Raw genomic sequence first — 23,403 nt, forward strand, 5'->3', positions numbered from 1 at the left:
GACATGGGGGAAGCTTTTTGGAATCCAGTTTTTGTCTCCCTGCGTGTTGTGGTTGTCGCAAGTATCCTTTCTTTTCTTTTAGCGCTTATTGTCGCATGGTTTCTGAAAAAAAGACGCTTTAAAGGCAAAGTTTTTGTTGAAACGTTTCTGATGCTTCCACTCGTTTTACCGCCCACAGTCATTGGGTTCGGACTTTTGGTGATATTCGGACGAAACAGCTGGATTGGCAGCTGGTTTGAGCAATTGTTCGGTCAGCCGATTGTTTTTACATACTTGGCTGCAGTGATTGCGGCATCAATTGTGGCATTTCCATTAGTTTTTCAAATGCTCGTGAATGGATTTGAAGCAGTGGATGAAGAATTAGAAGCCGCTGCCCGGCAAATGGGTGCGGGTGAATGTAAAGTTTTCATATATGTGACACTTCCTCTTGCCTGGCGTTCAGTCATTTCCGGATACATGTTAGGTTTTGCCCGCGCTCTTGGTGAATTTGGAGCCACGTTAATGTTTGCCGGCAGCATCTTTGGGGTCACGCAGACAATGCCAACGAGCATTTATATTGCAGTTGAATCGGGGAATACCGAAATGGCGTATTACTGGGTCATTTCTATTGTTATATTTGCTTTTGCACTACTGGCAGTTGTTCAGAGAATGAAAAAAGTTGATTGATTTGGATTATGTCAAAGTGTTGATTTGCGGAAAACATCCTCAGTGGAAAGCAGCCAAGGGAGGCTCTAGATTGGCGGAATTAAAATTCGATCATATATACAAACGGTTTGCAGAAAATGTGGCTGCGGTGACTGATTTTAATCTCGATATCTCGGATGAAGAATTTATCGTTTTTGTTGGTCCGTCTGGGTGTGGAAAATCGACAACGCTTCGCATGATTGCGGGTCTTGAAGAGATAACAGAAGGCTCTTTATATATCGATGGTGATTATGTTAATGATACTCCCCCTAAAAACCGCGACATCGCCATGGTTTTTCAAAATTACGCTCTGTATCCACATATGGATGTTTTTGATAACATCGCTTTTGGATTGAAATTACGTAAATTCAAAAAAGAAGACATTAAAGCACGTGTGAAAAATGCAAGTCATATTCTTGGTCTGGATGACTACTTACAACGAAAACCAAAAGCACTTTCAGGCGGGCAGCGCCAAAGGGTAGCATTGGGCCGTGCAATAGTACGTAATCCAAAAGCATTTTTAATGGATGAGCCGTTATCAAATTTGGATGCAAAACTGAGGGTGCAAATGCGATCTGAAATTATTAAACTTCACCACCGTTTAAAAACAACGACCATTTATGTCACTCATGATCAAACGGAAGCTATGACGATGGCTTCACGTATCGTCGTTATGAAGGATGGGTATATTCAGCAAATCGGTAAACCCAGGCAAGTTTATCTTTACCCGGAAAACACCTTTGTGGGAGGTTTTATTGGATCGCCTTCAATGAACTTTTTAGAAGGAACGATCCGAAATCAGCATTTTTGGTTTAATGAGCATGTACCTTTGAAAATTCCGGAAAAACGATTCCACGACTTAAGGCAATATGACGGCAAAACGATTACTTTAGGGATTCGCCCTGAAGACTTGCATGAGGAACAAGCATTCTTAGACAAGATGCAAAAATCAAAAGTGAATGTAATGATTGATATTGCAGAAATCACTGGTTCTGAGGCTGTTCTTTATACAAACATTGGCAATCAAGAAATTAGGGCAGTCGTAAATCCATGGAGAAATATTAGTCAGGGTGATCAACTAGAACTCGGATTTGATATGAGAAAGGCTCATTTTTTCAATCCGGATACCGGGGTACGGATTAAGCTCGCCAATTAAACTTGATTGACGATAAGCTGTTTTTGGCGAGTGAGAAGAAATTGTTGTTCCAGATGAAAAAGAACAGGCGTTTATTGTGCCAAAAAATCGTGGATGAATTGGAAGTTGGGCATCGTAAAACAAGACACAAAGGATGCGTTTTCGAAAATCATTAATCGGATGATCGCGGAGGAACGAATGGCTTGAGTCTAGGTTGCACGGAATTGCCGATGATTTCAAATATAGCCGATGTGGATGTTGTGCTGTGGGACACAATGGATATTCATGTCAACAAAATGGTGGAGTGGATGTTCGGATGAGAGAATGGATCGGAACGTGTTCACATTGCCGGAAAGATGTCTATTGTCTGGATGGCTTTTTGAACGGCGTTCATAAAGAAGGCACACTGTATTGTTTTGCCTGCGAAAATAAAGAGGAAAAAGAAAAAAGCCAGTGAGGTTGCGTCAGGACCTCACAGGCTTTTTTAGTAGGTAAAGAAGTATAAATCAGCTTTCTTACCTACATAGGGATTGCTGAACAACGTGCAGCTATCAGCTGAAGCCGGGATGTCGCTTCCATGGCTTCGCTTTCCGCGGACGAACGGTCAAGCCTCCTCGCGCAAAACCGGCGCTGCGGGGTCTTGACACATCCGTTTTTTCCGCTGGAGTCTCGCCATTGCAGCACCGTCCCTCCGTACGTTGCCAGAAGTGCAAGGGTTTTTTGCTTATAGGATGGTTTTCCTTGCATCTAGCTTTGACAACACCAATGGAAAATGCTTATGTTCCGTTATTCAGCAGTCCCTACATAAGAGTGACTAAGGACTTTTCGCCATAAATGCTTGGCGAAAAGCCTAGTTTTCTAAATATCAGGGGATCTCTCGCAATGAATCGGGATGTTCCCTAATACCCCCGGAGATGATCCCTTCTTATAATGAAAGTATCACGAACAATCGGGATATCATGCTTCGGCAAATTTTTAACGAAGTAGGGATATGCCGGGAGTTTTGAAAGGCATCGATTTATGAAGGTGCCATCTTCAATTTGGAACCTTCACTATTCAAAGACTGGTAGCCGGTGGTGACAAATGTTCAGTCAGTGGAAAGCAACGAATTTCAACCATTGCAACGCGAGCAGGTCACCGTCTGGGTTTGTATCCGCGATGAGCATAACAAAGAGGGGGTCCATGATCCCTGGGTTAAGAAAATGATGGCACAAATATCCTTCTGTCCAGATCACACCCATTTGCGGTTCTATTTTCAGGATGGAACTTTTTTAGCCGTTCCGCTTGTTTTGCCGGTACAACAAAAGGGCAGGGAATGGTGCGCCCATGACCGGGAAGCCGGGCTTTCGTATGTGATTAAAATGGAAGAGAAGGTGCATGCGTGAAAAATACAACTTCCTGCAATGACAAAGGAAAATACGATACGGGGAGATGAAGCTATGGAGCCAGCACAGATGAGCCGTTACATGATACAATCACAGGAAGAAGAATTGAAAAGAGTCGGTGACGAACTTCATGACGGTATTTGCCAACGTCTATACAGCATTCATATCGGACTTCATGCTATTGAATCGGCACTTGAAGACTCGGATTTGAAACAGTATGTCTTGCAAGTATCGGACGAACTGTCAAGCACGATCTTGCAGTTACGCCATTTGTCGGAAGAACTTTATCCTCCTACGCTAACGACATTGGGGTTGCTGCCCGCGATGAAAAATTATGCACAATTGTTCACGTCAACGTTTGGCGTTGTTGTCGAGATTTCCTCGGAAGGGCCGGAAAAAATCTTGTCTGAACAAAAAAGCGTAAATATTTTTCGCGTGTGTCAGGAAGCTTTGATCAATATTGCAAAATATGCAGAAGTCGCAACGGCTTCACTTCAGTTCACATGGGAAGAATCGGCGTTGAAAATAGTGATAAAGGACGACGGGAAAGGGTTTGATGCAGAGAATGTTCAATTTTTGGGGATCGCGGTGATGGAGAAACGCATGCGTCTTGCCGAAGGTGATTTTATCCTGTCATCCCAGCCCGGCAAAGGCACAACGATCTCGCTGTCATCATCCATCTGAAAGAACAGGGGGGGTGTCCAATTGATACGGGTACTATTAGTCGATGACCACGCGGTCGTTCGCATGGGATTAAAAATGTTATTGAATTCACTCGAAGACATGGAAGTCGTGGCAGAAGCTTCTGAAGGCAATGAGGCGATTGAAAAAGTACATGAGACGCAACCAGATGTTATTTTGATGGACTTTAGCATGCCGCACGGGAAAGACGGCCTATCTGCGACGGAAGAATTAAAACAACAATTCCCGGACACGGCGATTCTGATTTTGACGATGCACGATGATGAAGAATATTTATTTCGGGCGGTACAGGCGGGTGCCTACGGGTGCGTGTTAAAGAGTGCTCCCCACGAAGAATTGATTCAAGCGATTCGAAACGTGAACAACGGCGAGGCATATTTAACTCCGTCTGCCACGAAACGGTTAATGGATGAATACTTACATACCATGAAGGAGTACGGGACGGATGTGTACCAACAGCTTTCTGTCCGGGAAAAGGAAGTCTTGACATTGATTGCAAAAGGGTACGCGAACAAAGAAATCGCCGGACAGCTCTATATTAGTGTGAAAACCGTGGAAGCCCACAAAAGCAAACTCATGGACAAACTTCAAATGAAAACAAGGCCTGAGTTGGTTTCCTACGCATTAAAGAAAGGATTGCTAGGCAGTGCCATCCAATAAACTTGCTAATTTAAAGACGGACCTCGGTTGTGACTTCGTCGGCATCGCTCTTAAGAATCAAAATAGTGTCGATATTACTTGGCCGTACGCCGTCGGTTATACGAACGATAAATACGTTCGTATTAAGCTTCGTTATGGAAAAGGGATCGACGGACAAGTGATGAGCAGTTGCAGTGCAATGGAAATCAACCATTTTCCCGATAACGCACACGGCAAAGTGACAGACTACCCTATTATGTTGGCAGAAAAGCTGGTGTCGGCTTTTTCCGTCCCTATATTAAAAGACGGGAGGCCGGCAGGTGTCTTGCTCGCCGGTTACCGGACGGTTCATGACTTCCATGCAGCGGAAAAAAAGAAAGTGAAGCAAGCAGCTTTTGCCGTTTCAGAGGAGGTTTTCAAGCATGGACAGCCGGGATAAAAAAACGGAACCGGAAGCAACCATCGTCATCGATGCCTTATCAACGATCCAATCGATTAATCCGGAAGCACTACGTTTTTTCAGCCGTTCTGACGAAGATTTAGAGGGTCAACCCATTCAAATGCTAATACCGGAATTGAAGCTTCATTGTCTCGGGGAAGATCGATCCGCGCTTCAGTTTGGAGAAAGTAGTACGGGTGAGCGTGTGCCTCTTTTTCTTCGCAAACATTCATTTATGCTGAAAGAGGAAAGCTATTCGCTTTTAATTTTACAACATAGCCAAAACTATCCCGTGTTCGACACAGATCCGGAGAAAATATTCAAGGAACTTCTGGATACGAAGTTCGCCCTTGATAAATCAACGATATTGGCGATTACTGATCAAAAAGGGATCATTCAATACGTGAACAAAAAGTTTTGTGAAGTCTCCCAGTATTCACAGGAGGAATTGATTGGCCAAGACCATCGCGTCGTGAATTCCGGCTATCATTCAAAAGATTTTATCCGTAATCTCTGGCGTACGATCGCAAAGGGCCGTGTTTGGACCGGAGAATTAAGAAACAAGGGAAAAGACGGCAGTTTTTACTGGGTCGACTCCACAATCGTCCCTTTTTTAAATGAAAAAGGGAAACCATACCAATATCTGGCCATACGTTTTGAGATTACGGAACGAAAACGGGTGGAGGAAGAGTTGCAACAAACGATGATGAAAATCATGGACGTCCAAGAAGAAGAACGGCGTAAACTCTCCATGGGATTGCATGATGGCATCGGACAAAATTTATATAGCCATCTTATTACGATCAATCGACTGCATGCCGCGGCAGACCATCCGCTTATTGATCAGTTGCGCGATGAAGCCTCGGCGCTCATTGAAGAGGTGCGGGAGATTTCGTGGGAGCTCCGTCCGTCCGTGCTCGATGACCTTGGTCTCGTCTCCGCCCTTCGTTCGTTTTTTAATCGTTACAGGGAACATTACAACATCCATATTTCTTTCGATTATTCGCTGAACCGGCGTTTGCCCGGACGTGTTGAAACGGCGATTTACCGAATGATCCAGGAATCAATAACCAATATCCGGAAATATGCAAAGGTAGATGAGGCATCTGTCAAAGTAACCGAGGATGACGAATGTATTCAGATCAAGGTTGAAGACCATGGCATTGGCTTTGAAAAATGCCACGCTCGCACCGGTGTCGGATTGGTGAGCATGGAAGAAAGGGCTAAATCCGTAAATGGAGCGTTGCGCCTTACGACGGCACCGGGGATGGGCACAACGGTTGAGTTGCAAGTGCCGTTGACACAAATGAGCACGGCAGAAATGTTATAGGGGGACTGCCGATGAATGTAAAAAATATCCATGATGCTAAAATATACGATGAGCATCGATTGGGAAAGCAAACGCTGTTTGAAGCCGGCAAAAGCAAGGCAATCCTTTTTACCTTCATGCCGGGACAAGAACTTCCTGCTCACGGGCATCCTCATGCCCAGGCGTATCTCCTCATTCTTGAGGGCAACGGTATCTGTCAGATTGATGAAACAGAACATGCCATCCGGACAGGCGACGCGCTTCATTGCGATAAAACACAGACGATTCGCCTTGAAAATACCGGAGACGAGGCAATGAGTGTGTACGTTGTACTGGCACGGGAGCCGGAAATGGAGAGATAAGTGCGCCGTTACGCATGCCCTCGGATTTTCGTTTGGATCCGAGGGCTACATTGGAGTGGCGATTAGTCATATCCCATTTGAACCTTTACTTCATCTAATGGATAATCAAATCAAACAGTTGACGTTTGATTTGATAGCGGTCATTGGCGTTCTTTTCGTATTTACCGGCTAATGCAACGAGAGGAAAAGGATTACTTGACTTTAGCAATTTTTCTTCATCTTGGTCCCAAACCCAACATGAGCTAAAGACACACCTGGCTCCGAGTCCGCAGATCCCGATTCTGAAGACTCATCATGCCCCAAAGCAGCTCTTTGAGTCCGCAGATCCCGATTCTGAGGACTCATCATGCCCCAAAGCAGCTCTTTGAGTCCGCAGATCCCGATTCTGAAGACTCATCATGCCCCAAAGCAGCTCTTTGAGTCTGCAGATCCTGATCCTGAGGACTCATCATGCCCCAAAGTACCCTTTTGAGTCCGCAGATCCCGATTCTGAAGACTCATCATGCCCCAAAGCACCCTTTTGAGTCCGCAGATCCCGATTCTGAAGACTCATCATGCCCCAAAGCACCCTTTTGAGTCCGCAGATCCCGATTCTGAGGACTCATCATGCCCCAAAGCAGCTCTTTGAGTCCGCAGATCCCGATTCTGAGGACTCATCATGCCCCAAAGCACCCTTTTGAGTCCGCAGATCCCGATTCTGAAGACTCATCAGGCCCCAAAGCAGCTCTTTGAGTCCGCAGATCCTGATTCTGAAGACTCATCAGGCCCCAAAGCAGCTCTTTGAGTCCACAGACCCCAGATTCTGAAGACATTATACTAAACTCATGGTCGTCTCAGAGGAGGCGGATCCCCATTTAGATAGAAAAAGTATTTTTTATACAAAACACCGTGGGTCTTTCCGTCGATTCAACATTGGCTTTGCCCGAGTGAGTCTTCCATACATACGCGCAAACTTGTTTGCTGCTCCCCTTTCTACACTTATCCGTATAAGCCCTTTGCGGACATTTTAGAGCTCGTCCCCTTGTGATTGTCGGTAAATTTTTCTAACAGTCAGCGATGAACCATGTCTTTTCAAAATGCGATCACTTATTTCCCCCTTGCTTATCTAGATTTTCTCCACAGTTTAAAAGCCTGCCATCTCTCCCGTCTTTAAGATGAACTTTCACGAGTTTGTCCGAATACTTCGTACTCTTTTTTACCAGAAAAGTACGTTTGAATTCCTGTTCCCGTGCGTAATTAAATGAATGATCGTATAGCAATTGGTACAAGTCATATTTAGGGAATGCTGAACAACTTGCAGTTATCAGCTGAAGCCGGGATGCCGCTTCCATGGCTTCGCTTTCCGCGGACGAACGGTCAAGCCTCTTCACGCACAACCGGCGCTGCAGGGGCTTGACGCGTCCGTTTTTCCGCTGGAGTCTCGCCATTGCAGCACCGTCCCTCCGTACGTTGCCAGAAGCGCAAGGGTTTTTTTGTTTATAGGATGGATTTCCTTGCATCCAGCTTCGACAATACCAACGGAAAATGCTTATGTGCAGTCTTTTTCCGTTATTCAGCAGTCCCTATTTATCATAGCACATTGTTTGTTTTTATTGAGCAAAAGGGGTCCCATTTCTCGCCTATAGAGGAGACAGTTTACTCGCCAAAAAAGAATAAATTGACCGCACCGAGCCAAAATTAATGAAGGTAAGGATCATGTCATGTGATCTTTTTAAATAAAATCACCTGGAGGCGTTCCGATGAGCGAAGTTATTCGTCCTGAAGTTGAAGCTAATGATCATGCGGTTGCTGAGGAAGTGAGCGAGCTAAAACAACAGATGAAGCAAATGCAACAGCAACAAAATCAACAATCGTCCGGTCAGCAATCATCCGGGCAACAGCAACCTTCCAACCAACAGTTGGATTCATTGGTCCAGCAGCTACAACAGTTCAGTGACCAAACAACACAACAGAGCCAGCAGGCGGATCAACAACTTCAGCAGTCCATGCAGCAAGCGGTGGACATTCTTAGCCAGGGGTTGCAAACCGTGCAATCCAATCAAGCTTTAAGCCAGGTGAATCAGGCTTTGAAGCAGGCGGAACAACAACTTGACCAAATCAGCCAACAGTCCCAGCAACAGCAACAACAACAGCAACAAAACCAGCAAAATCAAATGGGGCAACAAAATTCTCAAGGAATGCAAGGGCAACAGCAAGGTTCGCAGGGATCCCAGGCTTCTCAAGGATCGCAAGGAATGCAAGGGTCTCAATTCCAATAACGCCTTCCCATGGCCATATAACGCCGCTTTGGCGTTATATGGTCCTTTTGCGTTAACATGGATGAAGAGAGGGAGTGGGAGAATGAAGAATTTGGAAGGGAAACATGTAGCTCTAACAGCTTCACGCAAAACCGATGAGATGCAAACACTTTTACATAAGCAAGGGGCCACAAGCGACGTGCGTTCCATGCAGGGAACCGTCAAACAGGAGAAGGAGATGGTGATCCAGGCCATAAGGCAGGCGATGGTGGAACGCGTTGACTGGTTTATTTTCACAACCGGAATCGGCGTCACAACACTTATGGAAAGAGCCGATGAAGCGGGAATTGCAGATGAATTTTTGGGGGAAATGGAATTCGCCCGTGTCGCGGCCCGTGGATATAAAACCGTTGCAGCTTTGAAAAAAATGGATGTTGATGTTGCTATCCGCTCGGACGATGGCACAACCGCAGGCTTGATAGAACAACTGAAAGAAGTTCATTTTTCCGATAAACACGTGATCGTTCAGCAATACGGTCTGCCATCACCCATGCTGGAACGCTTTTTGGAAGAAAAAGGGGCATCAGCGGTTACCACGTGGCTGCCTTACATTCATGAAGCCCCGGAGCAAGAGGCGGTAGACCGTTTTATTCGGGAACTTATCGAAGAAAATAAATATGATGCTGTTTGTTTTACGACCGGCTTACAAGTAAAGTCACTGTTTCATCGCGCGAAGGATAACGGGAATCACAAACAGCTACTCAATCTTTTAGAAAATAAAACCATCGCTGCTGCTGTCGGAAAGGTAACGGCGGAAGCGCTCGTTGAGGAAGGGGTGGGGAGGGTGGTCACTCCATCCACGGAAAGGATGGGCGCGATGATTGTTGAGCTCGGACGGTATGTGAATGGAGGAGAAGATAATGGGACGGTGGTATAATGGAGAATATTGTGGTGACAATCGGAAACAACCGATTTGAAATGAGCGTATAGCTCATCGCATGAAATCCTAAAAAGGAGGCGGTTTAAAATGGTTCAACGAATCATGAGCGCATCCAAAACAACGCTCAAAGATGCCCTTCATGAGCAAGGGTTAACGCATCTTAACGTTCGGACGCATGGGTCTCATCTCGTCATCTATTCCGAGGAAGATGGTGGAAGGGAAAATCGCGCGAGACTGACCCGATTCAATCCCCAGACGTACGAACTGAGTAGGTGGACCCATCGCGGGGAATGGGAAGCGCCCCCTTTTAGCGGTACAATCGCTGAAATGCTTACTTTAATAACCGAACAGTTTCCGCTTTCGCTCGCGAAAACGTCGCAAGCCATTTTATACGTTGGACACGGGAGCCGTGTAAATGAAGGCAATGAGCAATTTGAAGTGTTTATTGATCATGTGAAAAAGAATTATGATAAAAAAATAATCCAAGAGGTCGCCTATATTGAACTGGTTTCACCGACCATTTTGGAAGGCATCGAACTGTGCATCGAACAAGGAGCGACGAAAATTGCAGTCGTGCCGGTATTGCTGTTAAGCGCTTCCCATGCAAAGGTGGACATTCCCCGTGAACTGGAAAGAGCAAAGGAAGTATACCCTGAAGTTACATTTTCTTACGGAAGACCTTTTGGCATTGAAGATGACGTGATCGATGTGGCTGTAGACCGATTGACAGACGTCGGATTGTCGGCATTGGGAGAAAATCATCAAGAGCGTGAAGACTGTACGGTGTTGGTGGTAGGGAGAGGTTCAAGTGACGGCAAGCAACCAAGCGATGTTGCGAAAATCGCCCGCTTGATTTATGAAAAAATTGCTTGCAATAATGTGGAGACGTGTTTTTTGGCCGCCACAACGCCAACGGTAGAGCAAGGACTCGCGAAAGTGGAAAAACTGGAAGCGTCCCATGTGTATGTGTTGCCTTATTTATTATTTACCGGCGTGTTGATGGAAGAATTAGCTGAAATGCTTGGCGAGCGAGAAGGCAAGACGGGAACCAAGTATACGCTCTGTGACTTTCTTGGATCAGATGACGGCTTGAGTGGTGTTCTCGCAAGGCGGACAGAAGAAACGTTGAAACGGGAAGGGAATGTATAGGCATGAGTGCGCTCCCTTTTATGATCGAGATGAGGGAAATGAGTTGTATCATCGTTGGCGGAGGCGAGGTAGCCTGTCGAAGGGTCAAGCCGCTATTGGAAACAGGAGCAAAGGAGCTTGTCGTTGTTGCGCCAACGCTTAATGAGGAACTGTTGAGGTTGCAGCGAGAAGTCGGCTTCAGATGGGAGCGTCGCTCGGCGGTGGTTTCGGAAGTTTTTTTAGGTGATATGGTATTTTTATGTACGAATCAGCCGGGCTTACATGAAGCGATAATGGAAAATAAGGCCCCGCGGCAATTCATGTATTTGGCGGATGATGCCGGTGAGGGGGATTTTTACATACCGGCCCGGATCAATGATGGGTTGCTGACAGTGAGCGTGTCCACTGCAGGCGCCAGTCCTTCGTATACGAAAAGAGTGAAAAAGGAAATTGAGCATGTGCTACCGGAGAACGCCGGTGACGAGCTTGATTTTTTGCAAAAGGCACGAAGGAAGGTTCTGCAGACCGACGTTTCGAACGAGGAGAAGATGGCGCTACTAAAGGAAATATCGACGTCTGGGTTTTTGCAGGATGAATGGAGGGAAGAGAAATTTGAAGAACGTTTGAGGGAAATAAGAAGATAAAACTGTTGATGAAAGAACTAAAGTTCTGTATTACAATATTATAGAATTGACAATATAAAGAAGGTGTTCTATGCAGGAAGAACGTTTAAAAAATATGGAAGGTTATACGGAACAGCTAATTCGAATGGTAGCCGATAACAACAAGATTTTTTCAGAAATGCGGCAAGATTTTAAGGACGAAAAGCAAGTGAACCAACATCGCCATGAAGTGTTGCTGACAAAATTAAAACAGCAGAATGCAGACACTGATTATCTTCGTGATCAAGTGTCTAACCAGGGCATAGATATCAATCGACGTAAAAACAGTGAATTGATAGGGAGTTGCAATTAAATGAGACAGCTAAAAGTTACGGAACTGAAGAAACAGCTCAAAACCTTGGACAACAAAGAGCTGATTAGTATTATATCGGAAATTTATAAAATCAGTCCTGATGCGAAAAAATATTTATCGGTGAAGTTTGCCGGAGAAGACGGAGTAAATGATTTATATCAAGAAGCAAAGGCAAAGATTAAGGACGAGTTCTTTCCTGATAAGGGCTTCGGGAAATTGCGGTTAAGGGAAGCGAAGAATGCTATAAACAAGTTCAAGAAATTAACGGGGGATAATCGGAAAGTTGTTGATCTTACCCTTTTCTACGTAGAAAAGGGAGTGGATTTCACGAACGAATATGGAGATATAGACGAGAGTTTTTATGATAGTATGGAACGTGCTTATGCTTCTGTCATACGCTGGTGCAGTGAAGAGGAAGATTACTATCGATATTTTGCAGACAGGTTACAAAATGTCGTGATAAACACGGATGGCCTCGGATGGGGGTTCCATGACGGGTTGAGTGACATTTATTATTCGCTTCCTTGGGTGGAATGACTGTGGGAGGTGCTGAATGTGGCGGGACTAACCCGCCACAAAGGGGATATTATAACTATACGATCTCTACAGGCCACCCCTCCCGCTTATATGCCATATCACAGAACATATACTCATACCGGCTCGTGTTCAGAAAAATGGCCTCCAGTCGGTCAAGCTCTTCTTTCGTTTTTCCTTCCGCGAGTTTTGGGGTTTAAGCCTTCTCTCCTGTAAAATCGACACTAACATTTTTATTGACCATGATCGGAAATCGTAAAAGCTTTGATTTGATTGATATGGTCTCTCATTAATTGTTTGGCAGTGTCTGTTTCTCTTTTCTTTATGGCACGTAAGATTTCCTTGTGCATATCATTTGCGGCAAAAGGTCGATCCAAATTTGTCGTTATAATGACCCCAACCCATTGTACCTGGGTTTCGATGCTCTTCCATATTTGTTGTAATCGTATATTATTCGAATAATCGATCAGAGTACGGTGAAGATTGCGGTCAGCATCAAAAAAAGGTTCAACAATACGTTTATTTAATTGTTCTTCTGAATAGGATGTTTCATCTTCCAACTTTTCGATGATTGAAAGAGGGATTTCCGGGATTGCAAGCTCTACTGATAATTCCTCTAAAGCCCTTCTTAAGTCATAAAGATCTTCAATATCTTGTCGTTTTGGTGTGTTCACAAATGTCCCTGACCTTGGTTTGACCTCAATGAGGCCATCTTGGCTTAATTGATTTACAGCTTCCCTTAGGGGCATCCGGCTAACATTTAAATCACTAGCCAACTGTTCGTAATTAATCCTTGTACCGGGAGGCATTTGATTTTGAACAATTTGGTTTCTAAGATAATAATAAATACGTTCGGATAGATTGCTTTTATCTAAAAAATTTTCCATTATTCTCATCCTTAGCGTAGTTACTCAGTTCTCATGCTTTATTTTATAGAGATTTAACTATCCCACCTTCTACCAATAAACTTTGGCCTGTCACGTATGTATTGGCGAAGGATGCGAGATAAACAAGGGTTTTGGCAAATTCATTCGGTTCCCCATAGCGTCCTATCGGTATCTGTTTTAGCTTCTCAGCTTGAATACTTTCTATGGAAGTTCCCGCTTTTTGGGCATTGATTTTATCTACTTCGACCACCCTGTTTGTTTTTATGATTCCCGGCACTAACGTATTTATCAGAATGTTATCTGCGGCAAGTTCTCCGGCAAGGGATTTTGCTAAACCAGCAATACCATTACGGAATGTGTTGGATAAAATTAAATTATCTATGGGTTGTTTGATAGAAGATGAGGCGATATTAATAATCCGGCCACCTTTTTGCTTATGCATATTAGGCAAAACTGCTCGAATTGATCGAATATAGCTGAGTAAATGAAGCTCAAAGGACTGTTGTCAATCTTCATCCGTAAAATCTTTAAATGTACCAGCAGGAGGTCCACCAGCATTATTTACTAATATATCGATACTTCCGAACTTTTCTGCTGTCGTTCTCACTAGAGCTTCAATATCTTCTTTTTTAGATACATCTGCTGGAAAAAAATTAACCTTTCCGTTAGTGGTTTGCCGTATCTCATTGGCGACCGTCTTTAATTTGCTTTCGTTACGACTGGATATTATCACTTGTGCCCCTTCGGAGGCAAATTCCAAAGCCGAAGCTTTACCCAATCCGTCGCTTGATGCGAGTATAATAGCAACTTTATTGGTAAGTTTTAAATCCATTTTTCACCCTCACTTTTGCTATGATGCAAAGCACTGCCCCCAACCAATAAAAAAAAGAGTAAATATGGCAGGGGGCACTACATGCACATACAGATAGATTAATAAAGCAGGTTTTGTTCTATAATGTTATGTTCTTTACAGTAGTTCAAGTATAACTGATATTTGCTAAAAACATCGTCTTGATAAGTCATTTCATCTTTATCATCAATATATTGAATACTACCTTCTAACATAAAAAGTGTGATCATCGGTTCATCTCCATCGACTGTTAATGTATGGATGTCACCAGGTGGTTCATATACAAAGGTTCCGGGTTTAGCTATCCAATCTCTTTCCAAATACCGCCATTGACCTTGGAGAGTGTAAGCGAGTACTTGGCCGCCGGTATGCCGATGACGATTGACAATGCCGCCGGGCTTCACATACAACAAATTAATCCATTGACCGCTTTGCAGGTTAAAGCGCACTGGTTTAAACCATACTCGGTCACTTTGAGGGACCCAAGGTATTTCTTCAAGATCAATGGCCATATCGGGCAATCCAACTTTTTCTGCAAAAGCATTCAAATCTGTGGACATGATACAAAACTCCTTTAAAGTGTTTTTTACTGGGATAAAGTTACGCATTGGCATGCTCTTACGCAGGGGGATACAAGGATGGGTCTCCCGCTAATATCCCGCCATCAATAGGGATGTCTGCTCCGGTAACGAAACTGGCATGGTCGGAGAGACAGAAAGACACAACAGCAGCGACTTCCTCAGGTTTGCCAAACCGCCCTTGAGGGGTCCGGGATAATATTCTTTCTTTAAAATCAGGATCCTTCGTTGCCCCATGTGAAAGGTTAGTTTCAATATAGCCGGGGCTGACTGCATTTACTCTGATATGGTGTTCAGCCCAATCAACGGCAAGCGATTTTGTTACTTGGGCTATAGCGCCTTTAGAAGCTGCATAGGGCAACAAGTTTTTACTCCCATAATGTGAAAGCATGGATCTGAAATTTACAATCGACCCTTTTTTTTGCCGGCTCATATATTTAAATACAGCCTGACAAGCATAAATGGTACCGTTTACATTTACGGTCATAATATCTTCTAGATGCTCCTCCGTTACATCAATGGCATTTACACGGTTAATAATACCTGCGGCGTTAACCAAAAAATCAATACTGCCAAATTGCTGATAAATCTCGTCAACTGTCGCGTTTATTTGATCTTTATCGGTGACATCCACTTTCTTAAAAGTAACAGCGTGCCCACGTGATGCAAGTTTTTGAACCGCATGGTTCCCTTCTTCTGATTTGATGTCGAGAATAACAACCCGATTATTCTCAGACGCGAGCCTTGTAGCAACAGAAAGCCCTAAGCCAGAAGCGCCGCCGGTCACCAAAGCGATCGGCATTGAAAGTTCCAAATGATCCCCCCTTTCATTGATAGATAATCTGATATCTGATATATTAGATGATCGATATAAGTTTGTCAATACAATTTATAATCTTTTACTAGCATCATAAAGAGTTTCCATATACTTATCTGAGACCCACCCGTTATTTGATGTTACCGGTTTAAGTCGTTAAAACTACAGAGGAAAGTTTTTATTTACGATGTATGCGATTTCATGTATAATCAAAAATATATCCGAACTTAATTTTACAATGTAAAACTTTATGCCTGATTTTACATATTCACCAAAGTGGAGGAAGGAGATTAATTTATTGCTTTAATTCAGCTTACCTTTAATTTATAACATTCTAAACAGCTATATGGGTGGGGTGGTGGTTCGTCATTAGAATGGACCATTTCCATATAAATCGCCAAATAGAACATGATCATGAAAGGAGAGTCATTTTTGACCTATACATTTGAAGGCTATCAAAGAAGTGATGGAACGGTGGGGACGAGAAACCATGTTGGTATTGTCTCCTCCGTGATTTGCTCGAGTATCGTTGTGCGGGAGATTGCCGATCGAGTTCCTATGGCCGTTCCTTTTGTGCATGCGAATGGCTGTGCTCAATTGGGGGATGATTTTCAATTAACCAAAAACATTCTCGTTGGTGTAACGAAGAATCCAAACCTTTACAGTTCATTAATCGTTGGATTGGGTTGTGAAACGAATCAAGTTAGTGGCATGCTGAAAAGCATACCAAAAACAAAACCTACTAAGGGAATTGCTATCCAAGAACTTTCCGGTGGAAAAAATACTATTGACGAGGGGGTAAAGACAGCTGAACAATGGGCTGAAGAAGCTGCTTCAGAAACCAGAAAAAACTTCCCGCTATCGGCTATAAATGTAGGGATTATGACGGTGGAGCCGGATGAATCCTCTCTTCATCAGACAGCTCCTGTGATAGGAAAGGTGGTTGACAGGTTAATCGATAATGATGTGAACGTGATCATGGGAATGTCGAAAACATTAGAACCGGCAGGACGAATTTTGTCCAAACGCGCGCCAAATCCAAAAGTGAAACAAGATCTGCAATCTTTATCTGAGGGTATGCGTCGAGGACGTTGGGAGAAAGTTCAAGTTAGAAGCACAGGTCTTGACGAATGGTCTGAAGAAGAAACCGATCTTTCGAACCTCGAAGCACGATTAACCGGGACAAAATCGATTGACGGATTATTAAACTATGGTTCCTATCCGGAGGAGCACGGGTTTAACTTAATGCGTGTACCGAGCAACATTGTTGAAGCGTTATCTGGATTGGCTTCCGCCGGTTGCGCGGTGGTGCTCATGGTGAGTAGTCGTGGGGTTTTCACCGGTTCTGTAGCGCTGCCGAGTATGACGATTGCTCCGCAAAATGAAGACGATTTCGAAGATGAGCTCGTGGATGTGGCCGTTACTAATGATGACTCTGATCAGCAGGCTACTCGAGTGGTACAGAAGATTATTGACATTTGTTCAGGACAGGAATCTAAACTGGAAGAACTTGAGCTTGGAGAATTTTCGATATCGCATTCAGGAACAACATATTGATAAAGAGATGGGAGGAAGGGTATGAGTGAGCAATCCTTTAATTCATTGAAAATGCATGCGGAAGATAATGTGGTCATTGCGCTTCGGAATTTAAGGGCAGGTGAGGCATTGTCCGTCCAAGGAGACAGTGCGGATGTTCAAGTCCAACAAAATATCTCCTATGGGCATAAAGTCGCCACTGATTTCATTCCCGAAGGTCAAAGTGTCGTGAAATACGGGGAGTGGCTAGGCATTGCTACCGAAGACATTGCCATCGGTCATCATGTGCATACTCACAATGTTCGTGGTTTAAATGAACAGGAACGGTACGCTGCTCGTTCTGGCGAAGAAAGGAGCAAAATATGAAAACATTTAACGGTTATCGAAGAAAAAATGGCACGATCGGGGTTCGAAATCACGTGATTGTCATGAACACTACCGGAGAGCTGGCCGGGTTGACAAAAAAGTTGGCGAATCTGGTTCCTGAGGCGGTTCCGGTTACCCATCAAACGGGACAAATGCAGTACCCTGAAGATATCCAACAAATCTACCGAACGTTAAAAGGGACGGCCGGGCATCCCAATGTTAGTGCCACGTTATTCATAGGCATGGGTCAGAATGACCCTGCTGAAACCATCGCTGAGGAACTTCAAAAGCAAGGACACCATGTTCATGCTATTACCGTTCGGAAGAACAAATCGATTTCGTTGGCTTTAAACGAAGGAAGGCAGTGGTTAGCGGAAGCGGTAAAACGGAGTCATCTTGAAAAGATGGAAATGGCCGATGTAACCGAATTAACGATCGGGCTTGAATGCGGGGGATCCGATGCTTGGTCTGGGGTGACAGCTAACCCATCGATTGGAGCATTCTCGGATGCGATCGTTGATGATGGGGGCACAAGTATATTAGCCGAGACCCCCGAAGCCATTGGTGCCGAGCATATATTGGCAAAACGTTCAGTGAGTGAGGAAGTAAGCGAGCAATTTTTGAAGATTGTAGACGATTATGAATCACGTGCTTTAGCGATTGGCGAAGACGTCCGATCGGCAAATCCAAGCCCGGGGAATATTACGGGAGGGCTCACGACACTAGAGGAAAAGTCTTTGGGCTGCATAAAAAAAGGAGGGACCGCTCCTTTACAGGAAGTAATTCCTTATTCCGGAAAACCCGAGAAAAAAGGGTTCATTTTTATGGATACCCCGGGTTATGATGTTGAATCAGTCGCTGGTATGGCTGCCGGGGGGGCGCAAATCGTTTTATTTTCCACAGGGAAAGGCTCTCCAACCGGTTCTCCCATTGTTCCGGTAGTTAAAATCGGTACGAATCCCAAACTATATAAAAATATGCCGGAACATATTGACGTAGATTCGGGAAAAATATTGGAAGGTACACACAATATTAACGACATAGGGATGGAAATTTATGATCTGGTTATGGAAGTGGCTAATGGTAAGTTGACAGCTTCTGAGAAAAACAACCATCAGGAATTTGCCATTTGGAGATTAGCCGAAACAATGTAATGGGAGTGGTTAGTATGTGTATGGTCTGCCCTTAATGTTTTGGGCAGACTATGAAACTTTAAATGCTTTTAGGGGTGGTAGGTATGGGGATCGAAAAGCGTGTGGCCTTGGTTACCGGTGGAGGAACCGGTCTCGGAAAAGCGATAACGCTTCATCTCGCTCGTTTAGGAATGGATGTTGCTGTCAACTATTCCCAATCTAAGAAGGAAGCGCATGAAACTGTAGATGAGGTTATCAAAGATGGCTATGAGGCTATGTCTGTTCAAGCTGATGTTTCTTCAAGTGAACAAGTATATGAAATGATCGAAGCAGTTATTCAAAAATTTGGTAGACTGGATGTTGTCATCGCCAATGCAGGTACGACAGTGTTTCGTCCATTTGATGATTTGGAAGGTGTGAGCGAGGACGACTGGGACCGGATTATGAATGTTAATGTTAAAGGCGTATGGTTGACTGCAAAGGCCGCTGCCCCTTACCTTAAAGCCCGTAAGATAGGCCGATTGATCATCACTTCATCCATTGCAGGAAGCAGACCGACGGGAAGTTCGCTCCCTTACTCTGTCTCTAAAGCTGCGGTCAATCATTTAACTAAAGGTTTAGCTAAAGCATTAGGACCGGAAATATTGGTAAACGCGATCGCTCCGGGAATTCTTGATACGAGATGGACAAAAGGACATAGTGAATCGATGGTACAGCAATTTATAAAGGATTCCCCTTTGCATAAAACACCGACAATCGCTGATTGTGTGAAACAAGTTGACACGTTGGTAGAAACGGATACTATGACCGGTACGATCACTACAATTGATTCCGGAGCATCGCTATAAACTATTTAAGATTTTTTATTAAAAAACTTGAGGAGGATGAAAAAAATGAAATTGTGTACATATCAACAAAATGGTGAGCGTTTCTTGGGGGTATCGGTAGAAGAAGGGATTGTCAACGTGAAAAAAGCACTTGAAAATCAGCCCCAGGAAGGCATTCCAATTCGTTTGGAAGAATTATTATTAAGCGATGGCACTAACTTATTAGAAAGTTTAAAGCAATACATTTCCAATCTTTCACTTTCGAATCAATCTCATCTGTTATTAAATGAGGAAGACGTAGATTTCGAGACGCCCATTGCCAATCCTGAAAAGATCATTTGCGTCGGGTTAAATTATCAACGACACGCTGACGAGACCGGTTCCCCTTATCCTGAGGTGCCTATTCTTTTCAATAAATTTAATAACACGTTGACAAGTCATCGATCAGAAATAGCAGTACCAAAAGTTACCGATCAAATGGATTATGAGGTTGAACTTGCGGTGATTGTTGGTAAAGAAATGAAAGATGTCCCTGAAGATCGAGCGCTTGATTACGTATTTGGTTACAGTACAGCCAACGATTTATCAGCCCGAGACCTTCAGACCAGAACACCGCAATGGTTGCTCGGGAAAACATGTGATGACTTTAGCCCTATCGGCCCTTTCGTTGTCACATCGGATGAAATCAAAGACCCCCAAACATTGGATTTAAAGACAACCGTGAATGGGGAGGTTCGTCAAGACTCTAACACTTCAGATATGATTTTCTCTTGCAAATCAATATTAAGTTATATTTCCCGTCATATGACGTTAAAGCCCGGTGACATTATTTTAACCGGTACACCGGAAGGTGTCGCTTTAGGAATGCCTGAAGATAAGAGAGAGTTTTTGAAGCCGGGGGATGAAGTTACTGTGGAAATTGAAAAGCTGGGTTCGTTAACAAATACTTTCGTAGAAGCTAAGTAGATAAAATTGAACGGGACGAAATCTAGGGTTTGTTTTTATAAGGAGGAGGCATAATGTATTCTTTTGAAGGTCAAATTGCGTGGGTGACAGGCAGCAGTACGGGCATTGGCAGAGCAGCTGCATTACGTTTAGCGGAAAAAGGTGCAGATGTAATTGTACACTGTAATCGCAGTTTGGAGGAAACTAAAGAACTCTCTAAAGAAATTGAGCGATTGGGAAGACAATCGCTCATTGTACAGGGAGATGTGGCTGATAAAATGCAAGTGGATCGAATGGTCGATCAAATACAAGAACGATTCGGGCGGCTGGACATTTTGGTCAACAATGCCGGATCGATGGTCGAAAGAGCCCGTCTGGAAGACCTCGAAGAGGAATTATGGGATCGAATCATGAATGTCAACCTCAAATCTGTCTATTTGGTAACCAAAGCAGCGGTTCCTTTATTAAAAAAACAGGACATAGGAAAAGTGATAAATGTGACTTCTGTTGCCGCTCGTAACGGCGGAGGCTTAGGCGCTTTAGCTTATGCCTCCTCTAAAGGCGGTGTAAGCACATTGACCCGCGGTATGGCAAAAGATTTGGTGGAATACAGCATTCGGGTCAACGCCATTGCCCCGGGGATTATTACCACGCCGTTTCATGAGCAATTCACATCCCCTGAGGTGATGGAAAAAATGGTGGGGCAAATTCCGTTAGGACGGGCAGGGACACCGGATGAAACCGTCGGGTCGATTTTATTTTTGGCATCGGATTATGCTGACTATTTAACGGGTGAAATTATAGAAGTCAATGGCGGTCAATTAATGGATTAGACCTTCCATTAAAATATCAGGTATTCGACGTAGGAGGAGAACGCAATGAAAGCAATCAGAAAGATAGAAAGAAAGCACGGGGGTATCAGTGTAGATAATATTGAACCGCCTACACCTAAGGAAGACGAAGTGCTGGTGCAAATAAAAAATGCTTCTATATGCGGCTCTGATATTCATGCCTACCATTTTGCTCCCACACATCATTTTATTCAGCCACCCGTGACCATGGGGCATGAATGCTCGGGTCAAGTTGTAGAAATCGGTAAAAATGTTACAGATTATAAACTGGGAGATCGTGTGGTCATCGAACCAATCGTGAATTGTGGCAAGTGTGAATCCTGTCTTAAAGGAAATCACCATATTTGCAATAATTTCAACATCAGGGGGATGCATAGAGACGGAATTTTTACAGAGCAGGTAGCTGTTAATCCCAAATTTCTGCACAAGATTCCCGATACCCTCTCCTTTGAAAAGGCATGTTTAGTGGAGCCCACCTCCGTTTTAACACATGCCATATTGGATCGAAGTGATATTAAAGCGGGTGATTTGGTTTTAGTTACCGGTCCGGGTCCAATTGGACTCTTAGCGGCTCAAATGGTGAAAGTTGTTGGCGCAGAGCCGATCGTTGTTGGGATTTATTCAGATGAAGACGTACGCCTTCCCTTGATAAGGGAATTTGGTTTTCAAACGATTAATACAAGTGAGCAATCGATATCAGAAGCATTGAACGAAAAGTACGGCAGAGAAACAGTCCATGCCGTTGTCGAATGTTCCGGCGCCTCTCCTGTTTTCCAAACAAGTCTGGAAGTTGTGGTCAAAGGGGGATCTATCACCCTTGTAGGGATATTTGCCAATCAGGTGGAAGCGAATCTTTCTACAGCCGTGCGTAAAGAGATTTCCATTTATACGAGCTTTTCGCAGGACTGGGTGAATTTTGAACGTGCGATTAAATTATTGGATGAAGGAGCCATCCGAACAGAGGAAATGGTTGCTTACTACCAACCGGATGATGCAGTGGACGCATTCGAAGATGCTATTGCCAAGAAGGTTCCAAAACCGGTTTTTACATTTTAAAATAAAAAATTTCTACAATTGAGGAGGGGTCATAATTAAACCGAAAGTATTCCTTGCTGCACCTGTTCCGGAAGAAGTAGAATCCTATATTGGACAACATTTTGAATTTCGAAAATGGGATGGCGAAGGCCCCATTCCGGACGATCACCTGAGGTCGGAAATTTCTGATGTAGAAGGTCTGCTAATCACGGGAAAGAAAATCGATGATTCATTACTTAATCAGGCACCTAAACTAAAAATTGTCAGCAATGCGTCTGTTGGTTACAACAATTTTGATATAGAGGCAATGCAAAAGCACGATGTTATAGGTACGAATACGCCGCATGTATTGGATGATACAGTCTCCGATTTAATTTTTGGTTTAATCTTAAGTGCTGCACGCAGACTCCCCGAATTAGACCATTATGTGAAACAAGGCCGATGGAAAAATGGGGAGGGGGACAGAAAGTTTTTTGGCACAGATGTCCACCATGCAACCCTAGGCTTAATAGGCATGGGAAGAGTCGGCGAAAAAATTGCCAAACGAGGAAAATACGGGTTTGACATGAATGTCTTATATTACAATCGAAGTCGTAAATACGAGGTTGAAAAAGAACATGGTTATACGTATGCCTCTTTAGAAGATTTGCTGAGACATTCAGACTTTGTCGTGTTAATGACCCCTTTAAGCTCGGAGACGGTTCATTTTATAGGAAGAGATGAATTCAAGCTAATGAAAGATTCAGGAGTGTTTGTAAATGGTTCACGGGGACAAACCGTTGATGAAAAAGCCATGGTTGAGGCATTACAAGCTGGTGAGATCCGTTCAGTTGCTTTGGATGTTTTTCAACAAGAACCGGTCGACCCTGAACACCCGTTATTACAGATGCCCAATGCAGTCACTATCCCTCATATCGGTTCAGCTACAAATAAAACCCGGTCTGATATGGCCAAACTTGCTGCCGAAAATCTAGTTAAAGGTGTCAATGGAGAGGAACCACCAAACATTGTCAAAGAGTTTAAGGATTAAAAGAACTTCCGTTTCAGCTCTCCCACGCAATAGCGTGAGACTTAATCTAGAAGGAATTATTAATCGGTTAAAAAATGCA

27 protein-coding genes and 2 pseudogenes are annotated in these 23,403 nt (G+C 43.8%); 22 read left to right on the forward strand and 7 right to left on the reverse strand.

The genetic code is table 11. The features are described from left to right. Positions 1–3: 3 nt before the first annotated feature. Together modB and HUG20_RS02050 are read left to right on the forward strand one after the other, a co-directional pair. Positions 4–666, forward strand: coding sequence for a molybdate ABC transporter permease subunit (modB, locus tag HUG20_RS02045; protein WP_200087468.1), 663 nt, complete (start codon positions 4–6; stop codon positions 664–666). A 70-nt stretch (positions 667–736) separates the two neighbouring features. Beyond that, positions 737–1,840, forward strand: a complete 1,104-nt coding sequence (locus HUG20_RS02050) for an ABC transporter ATP-binding protein (protein WP_200090347.1) — start codon at positions 737–739, stop codon at positions 1,838–1,840. A gap of 498 nt (positions 1,841–2,338) precedes the next feature. Here the strand turns inward: HUG20_RS02050 and HUG20_RS02055 are convergent, their stop codons facing one another. Next, positions 2,339–2,566: a hypothetical protein gene (locus tag HUG20_RS02055; protein WP_200087471.1), complete on the reverse strand. Its 228-nt coding sequence runs from the start codon at positions 2,564–2,566 to the stop codon at positions 2,339–2,341. Positions 2,567–2,892: 326 nt separating this feature from the next. On the opposite strand from HUG20_RS02055, the gene HUG20_RS02060 reads away from it, so the two are divergent. The 6 genes from HUG20_RS02060 to HUG20_RS02085 are packed head-to-tail and all read left to right on the forward strand — an operon-like array spanning position 2,893 to position 6,655. Next, complete coding sequence (locus tag HUG20_RS02060; protein WP_200087474.1) at positions 2,893–3,204, forward strand: hypothetical protein; 312 nt, start codon at positions 2,893–2,895, stop codon at positions 3,202–3,204. A gap of 54 nt (positions 3,205–3,258) precedes the next feature. After that, a complete protein-coding gene (locus tag HUG20_RS02065; RefSeq protein WP_200087476.1) occupies positions 3,259–3,888 on the forward strand; it encodes a sensor histidine kinase in 630 nt (209 codons plus the stop codon). Between the two features lie 21 nt (positions 3,889–3,909). Continuing rightward, positions 3,910–4,566 (forward strand): response regulator transcription factor, encoded by a 657-nt coding sequence (locus tag HUG20_RS02070; protein WP_281392493.1) that lies wholly within the window; start codon positions 3,910–3,912, stop codon positions 4,564–4,566. Next, a complete protein-coding gene (locus HUG20_RS02075) occupies positions 4,553–4,984 on the forward strand; it encodes a GAF domain-containing protein (RefSeq protein ID WP_200087478.1) in 432 nt (143 codons plus the stop codon). Before HUG20_RS02070 ends, HUG20_RS02075 begins: the two co-directional genes overlap by 14 nt. Continuing rightward, on the forward strand, positions 4,968–6,314 hold the full coding sequence (locus HUG20_RS02080; RefSeq protein WP_200087480.1) for a sensor histidine kinase: 1,347 nt from the start codon (positions 4,968–4,970) through the stop codon (positions 6,312–6,314). The genes HUG20_RS02075 and HUG20_RS02080 overlap by 17 nt, the downstream gene beginning before the upstream one ends. Positions 6,315–6,325: 11 nt before the next feature. Continuing rightward, entirely contained in the window at positions 6,326–6,655 is a 330-nt protein-coding gene (locus HUG20_RS02085; RefSeq protein WP_200087482.1) for a cupin domain-containing protein, read from the forward strand. A gap of 1,082 nt (positions 6,656–7,737) precedes the next feature. Here HUG20_RS02085 and HUG20_RS02090 read toward each other — a convergent pair. Further along, positions 7,738–8,082 (reverse strand): hypothetical protein, encoded by a 345-nt coding sequence (locus HUG20_RS02090; RefSeq protein WP_200087484.1) that lies wholly within the window; start codon positions 8,080–8,082, stop codon positions 7,738–7,740. Between the two features lie 312 nt (positions 8,083–8,394). On the opposite strand from HUG20_RS02090, the gene HUG20_RS02095 reads away from it, so the two are divergent. The 6 genes from HUG20_RS02095 (at position 8,395) to HUG20_RS02120 (ending at position 12,472) form a co-directional block, all read left to right on the forward strand. After that, positions 8,395–8,913, forward strand: a complete 519-nt coding sequence (locus HUG20_RS02095; RefSeq protein ID WP_200087485.1) for a hypothetical protein — start codon at positions 8,395–8,397, stop codon at positions 8,911–8,913. An 82-nt stretch (positions 8,914–8,995) separates the two neighbouring features. Then, positions 8,996–9,829: a uroporphyrinogen-III synthase gene (locus HUG20_RS02100; protein WP_246476498.1), complete on the forward strand. Its 834-nt coding sequence runs from the start codon at positions 8,996–8,998 to the stop codon at positions 9,827–9,829. Positions 9,830–9,919: 90 nt separating this feature from the next. Further along, entirely contained in the window at positions 9,920–10,981 is a 1,062-nt protein-coding gene (locus HUG20_RS02105; RefSeq protein WP_246476499.1) for a sirohydrochlorin chelatase, read from the forward strand. A 20-nt stretch (positions 10,982–11,001) separates the two neighbouring features. After that, positions 11,002–11,604 carry a precorrin-2 dehydrogenase/sirohydrochlorin ferrochelatase family protein gene (locus tag HUG20_RS02110; RefSeq protein WP_281392555.1) on the forward strand — a complete coding sequence of 201 codons (603 nt, stop codon included), beginning with the start codon at positions 11,002–11,004 and terminating at the stop codon, positions 11,602–11,604. A 70-nt stretch (positions 11,605–11,674) separates the two neighbouring features. Then, a complete protein-coding gene (locus HUG20_RS02115; RefSeq protein ID WP_200087491.1) occupies positions 11,675–11,935 on the forward strand; it encodes a hypothetical protein in 261 nt (86 codons plus the stop codon). Then, entirely contained in the window at positions 11,936–12,472 is a 537-nt protein-coding gene (locus HUG20_RS02120; protein ID WP_200087493.1) for a DUF6155 family protein, read from the forward strand. A gap of 55 nt (positions 12,473–12,527) precedes the next feature. On the opposite strand, the pseudogene HUG20_RS19875 reads toward HUG20_RS02120, so the two are convergent. The 5 genes and pseudogenes from HUG20_RS19875 to HUG20_RS02140 all read right to left on the reverse strand — a co-directional run. Continuing rightward, positions 12,528–12,659, reverse strand: a pseudogene (locus tag HUG20_RS19875) (thiaminase II); the annotation flags it as partial. 43 nt (positions 12,660–12,702) lie between these two features. Further along, entirely contained in the window at positions 12,703–13,356 is a 654-nt protein-coding gene (locus tag HUG20_RS02125; RefSeq protein ID WP_246476500.1) for a GntR family transcriptional regulator, read from the reverse strand. Between the two features lie 43 nt (positions 13,357–13,399). Next, positions 13,400–14,188, reverse strand: a pseudogene (locus HUG20_RS02130) (SDR family oxidoreductase). 98 nt (positions 14,189–14,286) lie between these two features. After that, complete coding sequence (locus tag HUG20_RS02135) at positions 14,287–14,766, reverse strand: 2,4'-dihydroxyacetophenone dioxygenase family protein (protein ID WP_200087497.1); 480 nt, start codon at positions 14,764–14,766, stop codon at positions 14,287–14,289. A gap of 58 nt (positions 14,767–14,824) precedes the next feature. Beyond that, on the reverse strand, positions 14,825–15,598 hold the full coding sequence (locus tag HUG20_RS02140) for an SDR family NAD(P)-dependent oxidoreductase (protein WP_246476501.1): 774 nt from the start codon (positions 15,596–15,598) through the stop codon (positions 14,825–14,827). Between the two features lie 435 nt (positions 15,599–16,033). Between HUG20_RS02140 and HUG20_RS02145 the strand changes: the two genes are divergently transcribed. The 8 genes from HUG20_RS02145 (at position 16,034) to HUG20_RS02180 (ending at position 23,324) form a co-directional block, all read left to right on the forward strand. Then, positions 16,034–17,158: a UxaA family hydrolase gene (locus HUG20_RS02145; protein WP_200087504.1), complete on the forward strand. Its 1,125-nt coding sequence runs from the start codon at positions 16,034–16,036 to the stop codon at positions 17,156–17,158. A 21-nt stretch (positions 17,159–17,179) separates the two neighbouring features. Next, entirely contained in the window at positions 17,180–17,503 is a 324-nt protein-coding gene (locus HUG20_RS02150; RefSeq protein ID WP_200087506.1) for a UxaA family hydrolase, read from the forward strand. Further along, on the forward strand, positions 17,500–18,657 hold the full coding sequence (locus HUG20_RS02155) for a UxaA family hydrolase (RefSeq protein ID WP_200087508.1): 1,158 nt from the start codon (positions 17,500–17,502) through the stop codon (positions 18,655–18,657). The genes HUG20_RS02150 and HUG20_RS02155 overlap by 4 nt, the downstream gene beginning before the upstream one ends. 83 nt (positions 18,658–18,740) lie before the next feature. Continuing rightward, a complete protein-coding gene (locus tag HUG20_RS02160) occupies positions 18,741–19,484 on the forward strand; it encodes an SDR family NAD(P)-dependent oxidoreductase (protein ID WP_200087510.1) in 744 nt (247 codons plus the stop codon). 36 nt (positions 19,485–19,520) lie between these two features. Further along, positions 19,521–20,429: a fumarylacetoacetate hydrolase family protein gene (locus HUG20_RS02165; protein ID WP_343073196.1), complete on the forward strand. Its 909-nt coding sequence runs from the start codon at positions 19,521–19,523 to the stop codon at positions 20,427–20,429. Between the two features lie 53 nt (positions 20,430–20,482). Continuing rightward, the gene (locus HUG20_RS02170) at positions 20,483–21,241 is read left to right on the forward strand and encodes an SDR family NAD(P)-dependent oxidoreductase (RefSeq protein ID WP_200087512.1); all 759 of its coding nucleotides are present in this window, start codon (positions 20,483–20,485) and stop codon (positions 21,239–21,241) included. A gap of 45 nt (positions 21,242–21,286) precedes the next feature. After that, entirely contained in the window at positions 21,287–22,315 is a 1,029-nt protein-coding gene (locus HUG20_RS02175; RefSeq protein WP_200087519.1) for a zinc-dependent alcohol dehydrogenase, read from the forward strand. Between the two features lie 34 nt (positions 22,316–22,349). Continuing rightward, positions 22,350–23,324: a 2-hydroxyacid dehydrogenase gene (locus HUG20_RS02180; RefSeq protein WP_200090352.1), complete on the forward strand. Its 975-nt coding sequence runs from the start codon at positions 22,350–22,352 to the stop codon at positions 23,322–23,324. Positions 23,325–23,403 lie beyond the last annotated feature (79 nt).

The organism is Salicibibacter cibi (assembly GCF_016495865.1).
Taxonomy (GTDB): Bacteria; Bacillota; Bacilli; order Bacillales; family Marinococcaceae; genus Salicibibacter; species Salicibibacter cibi.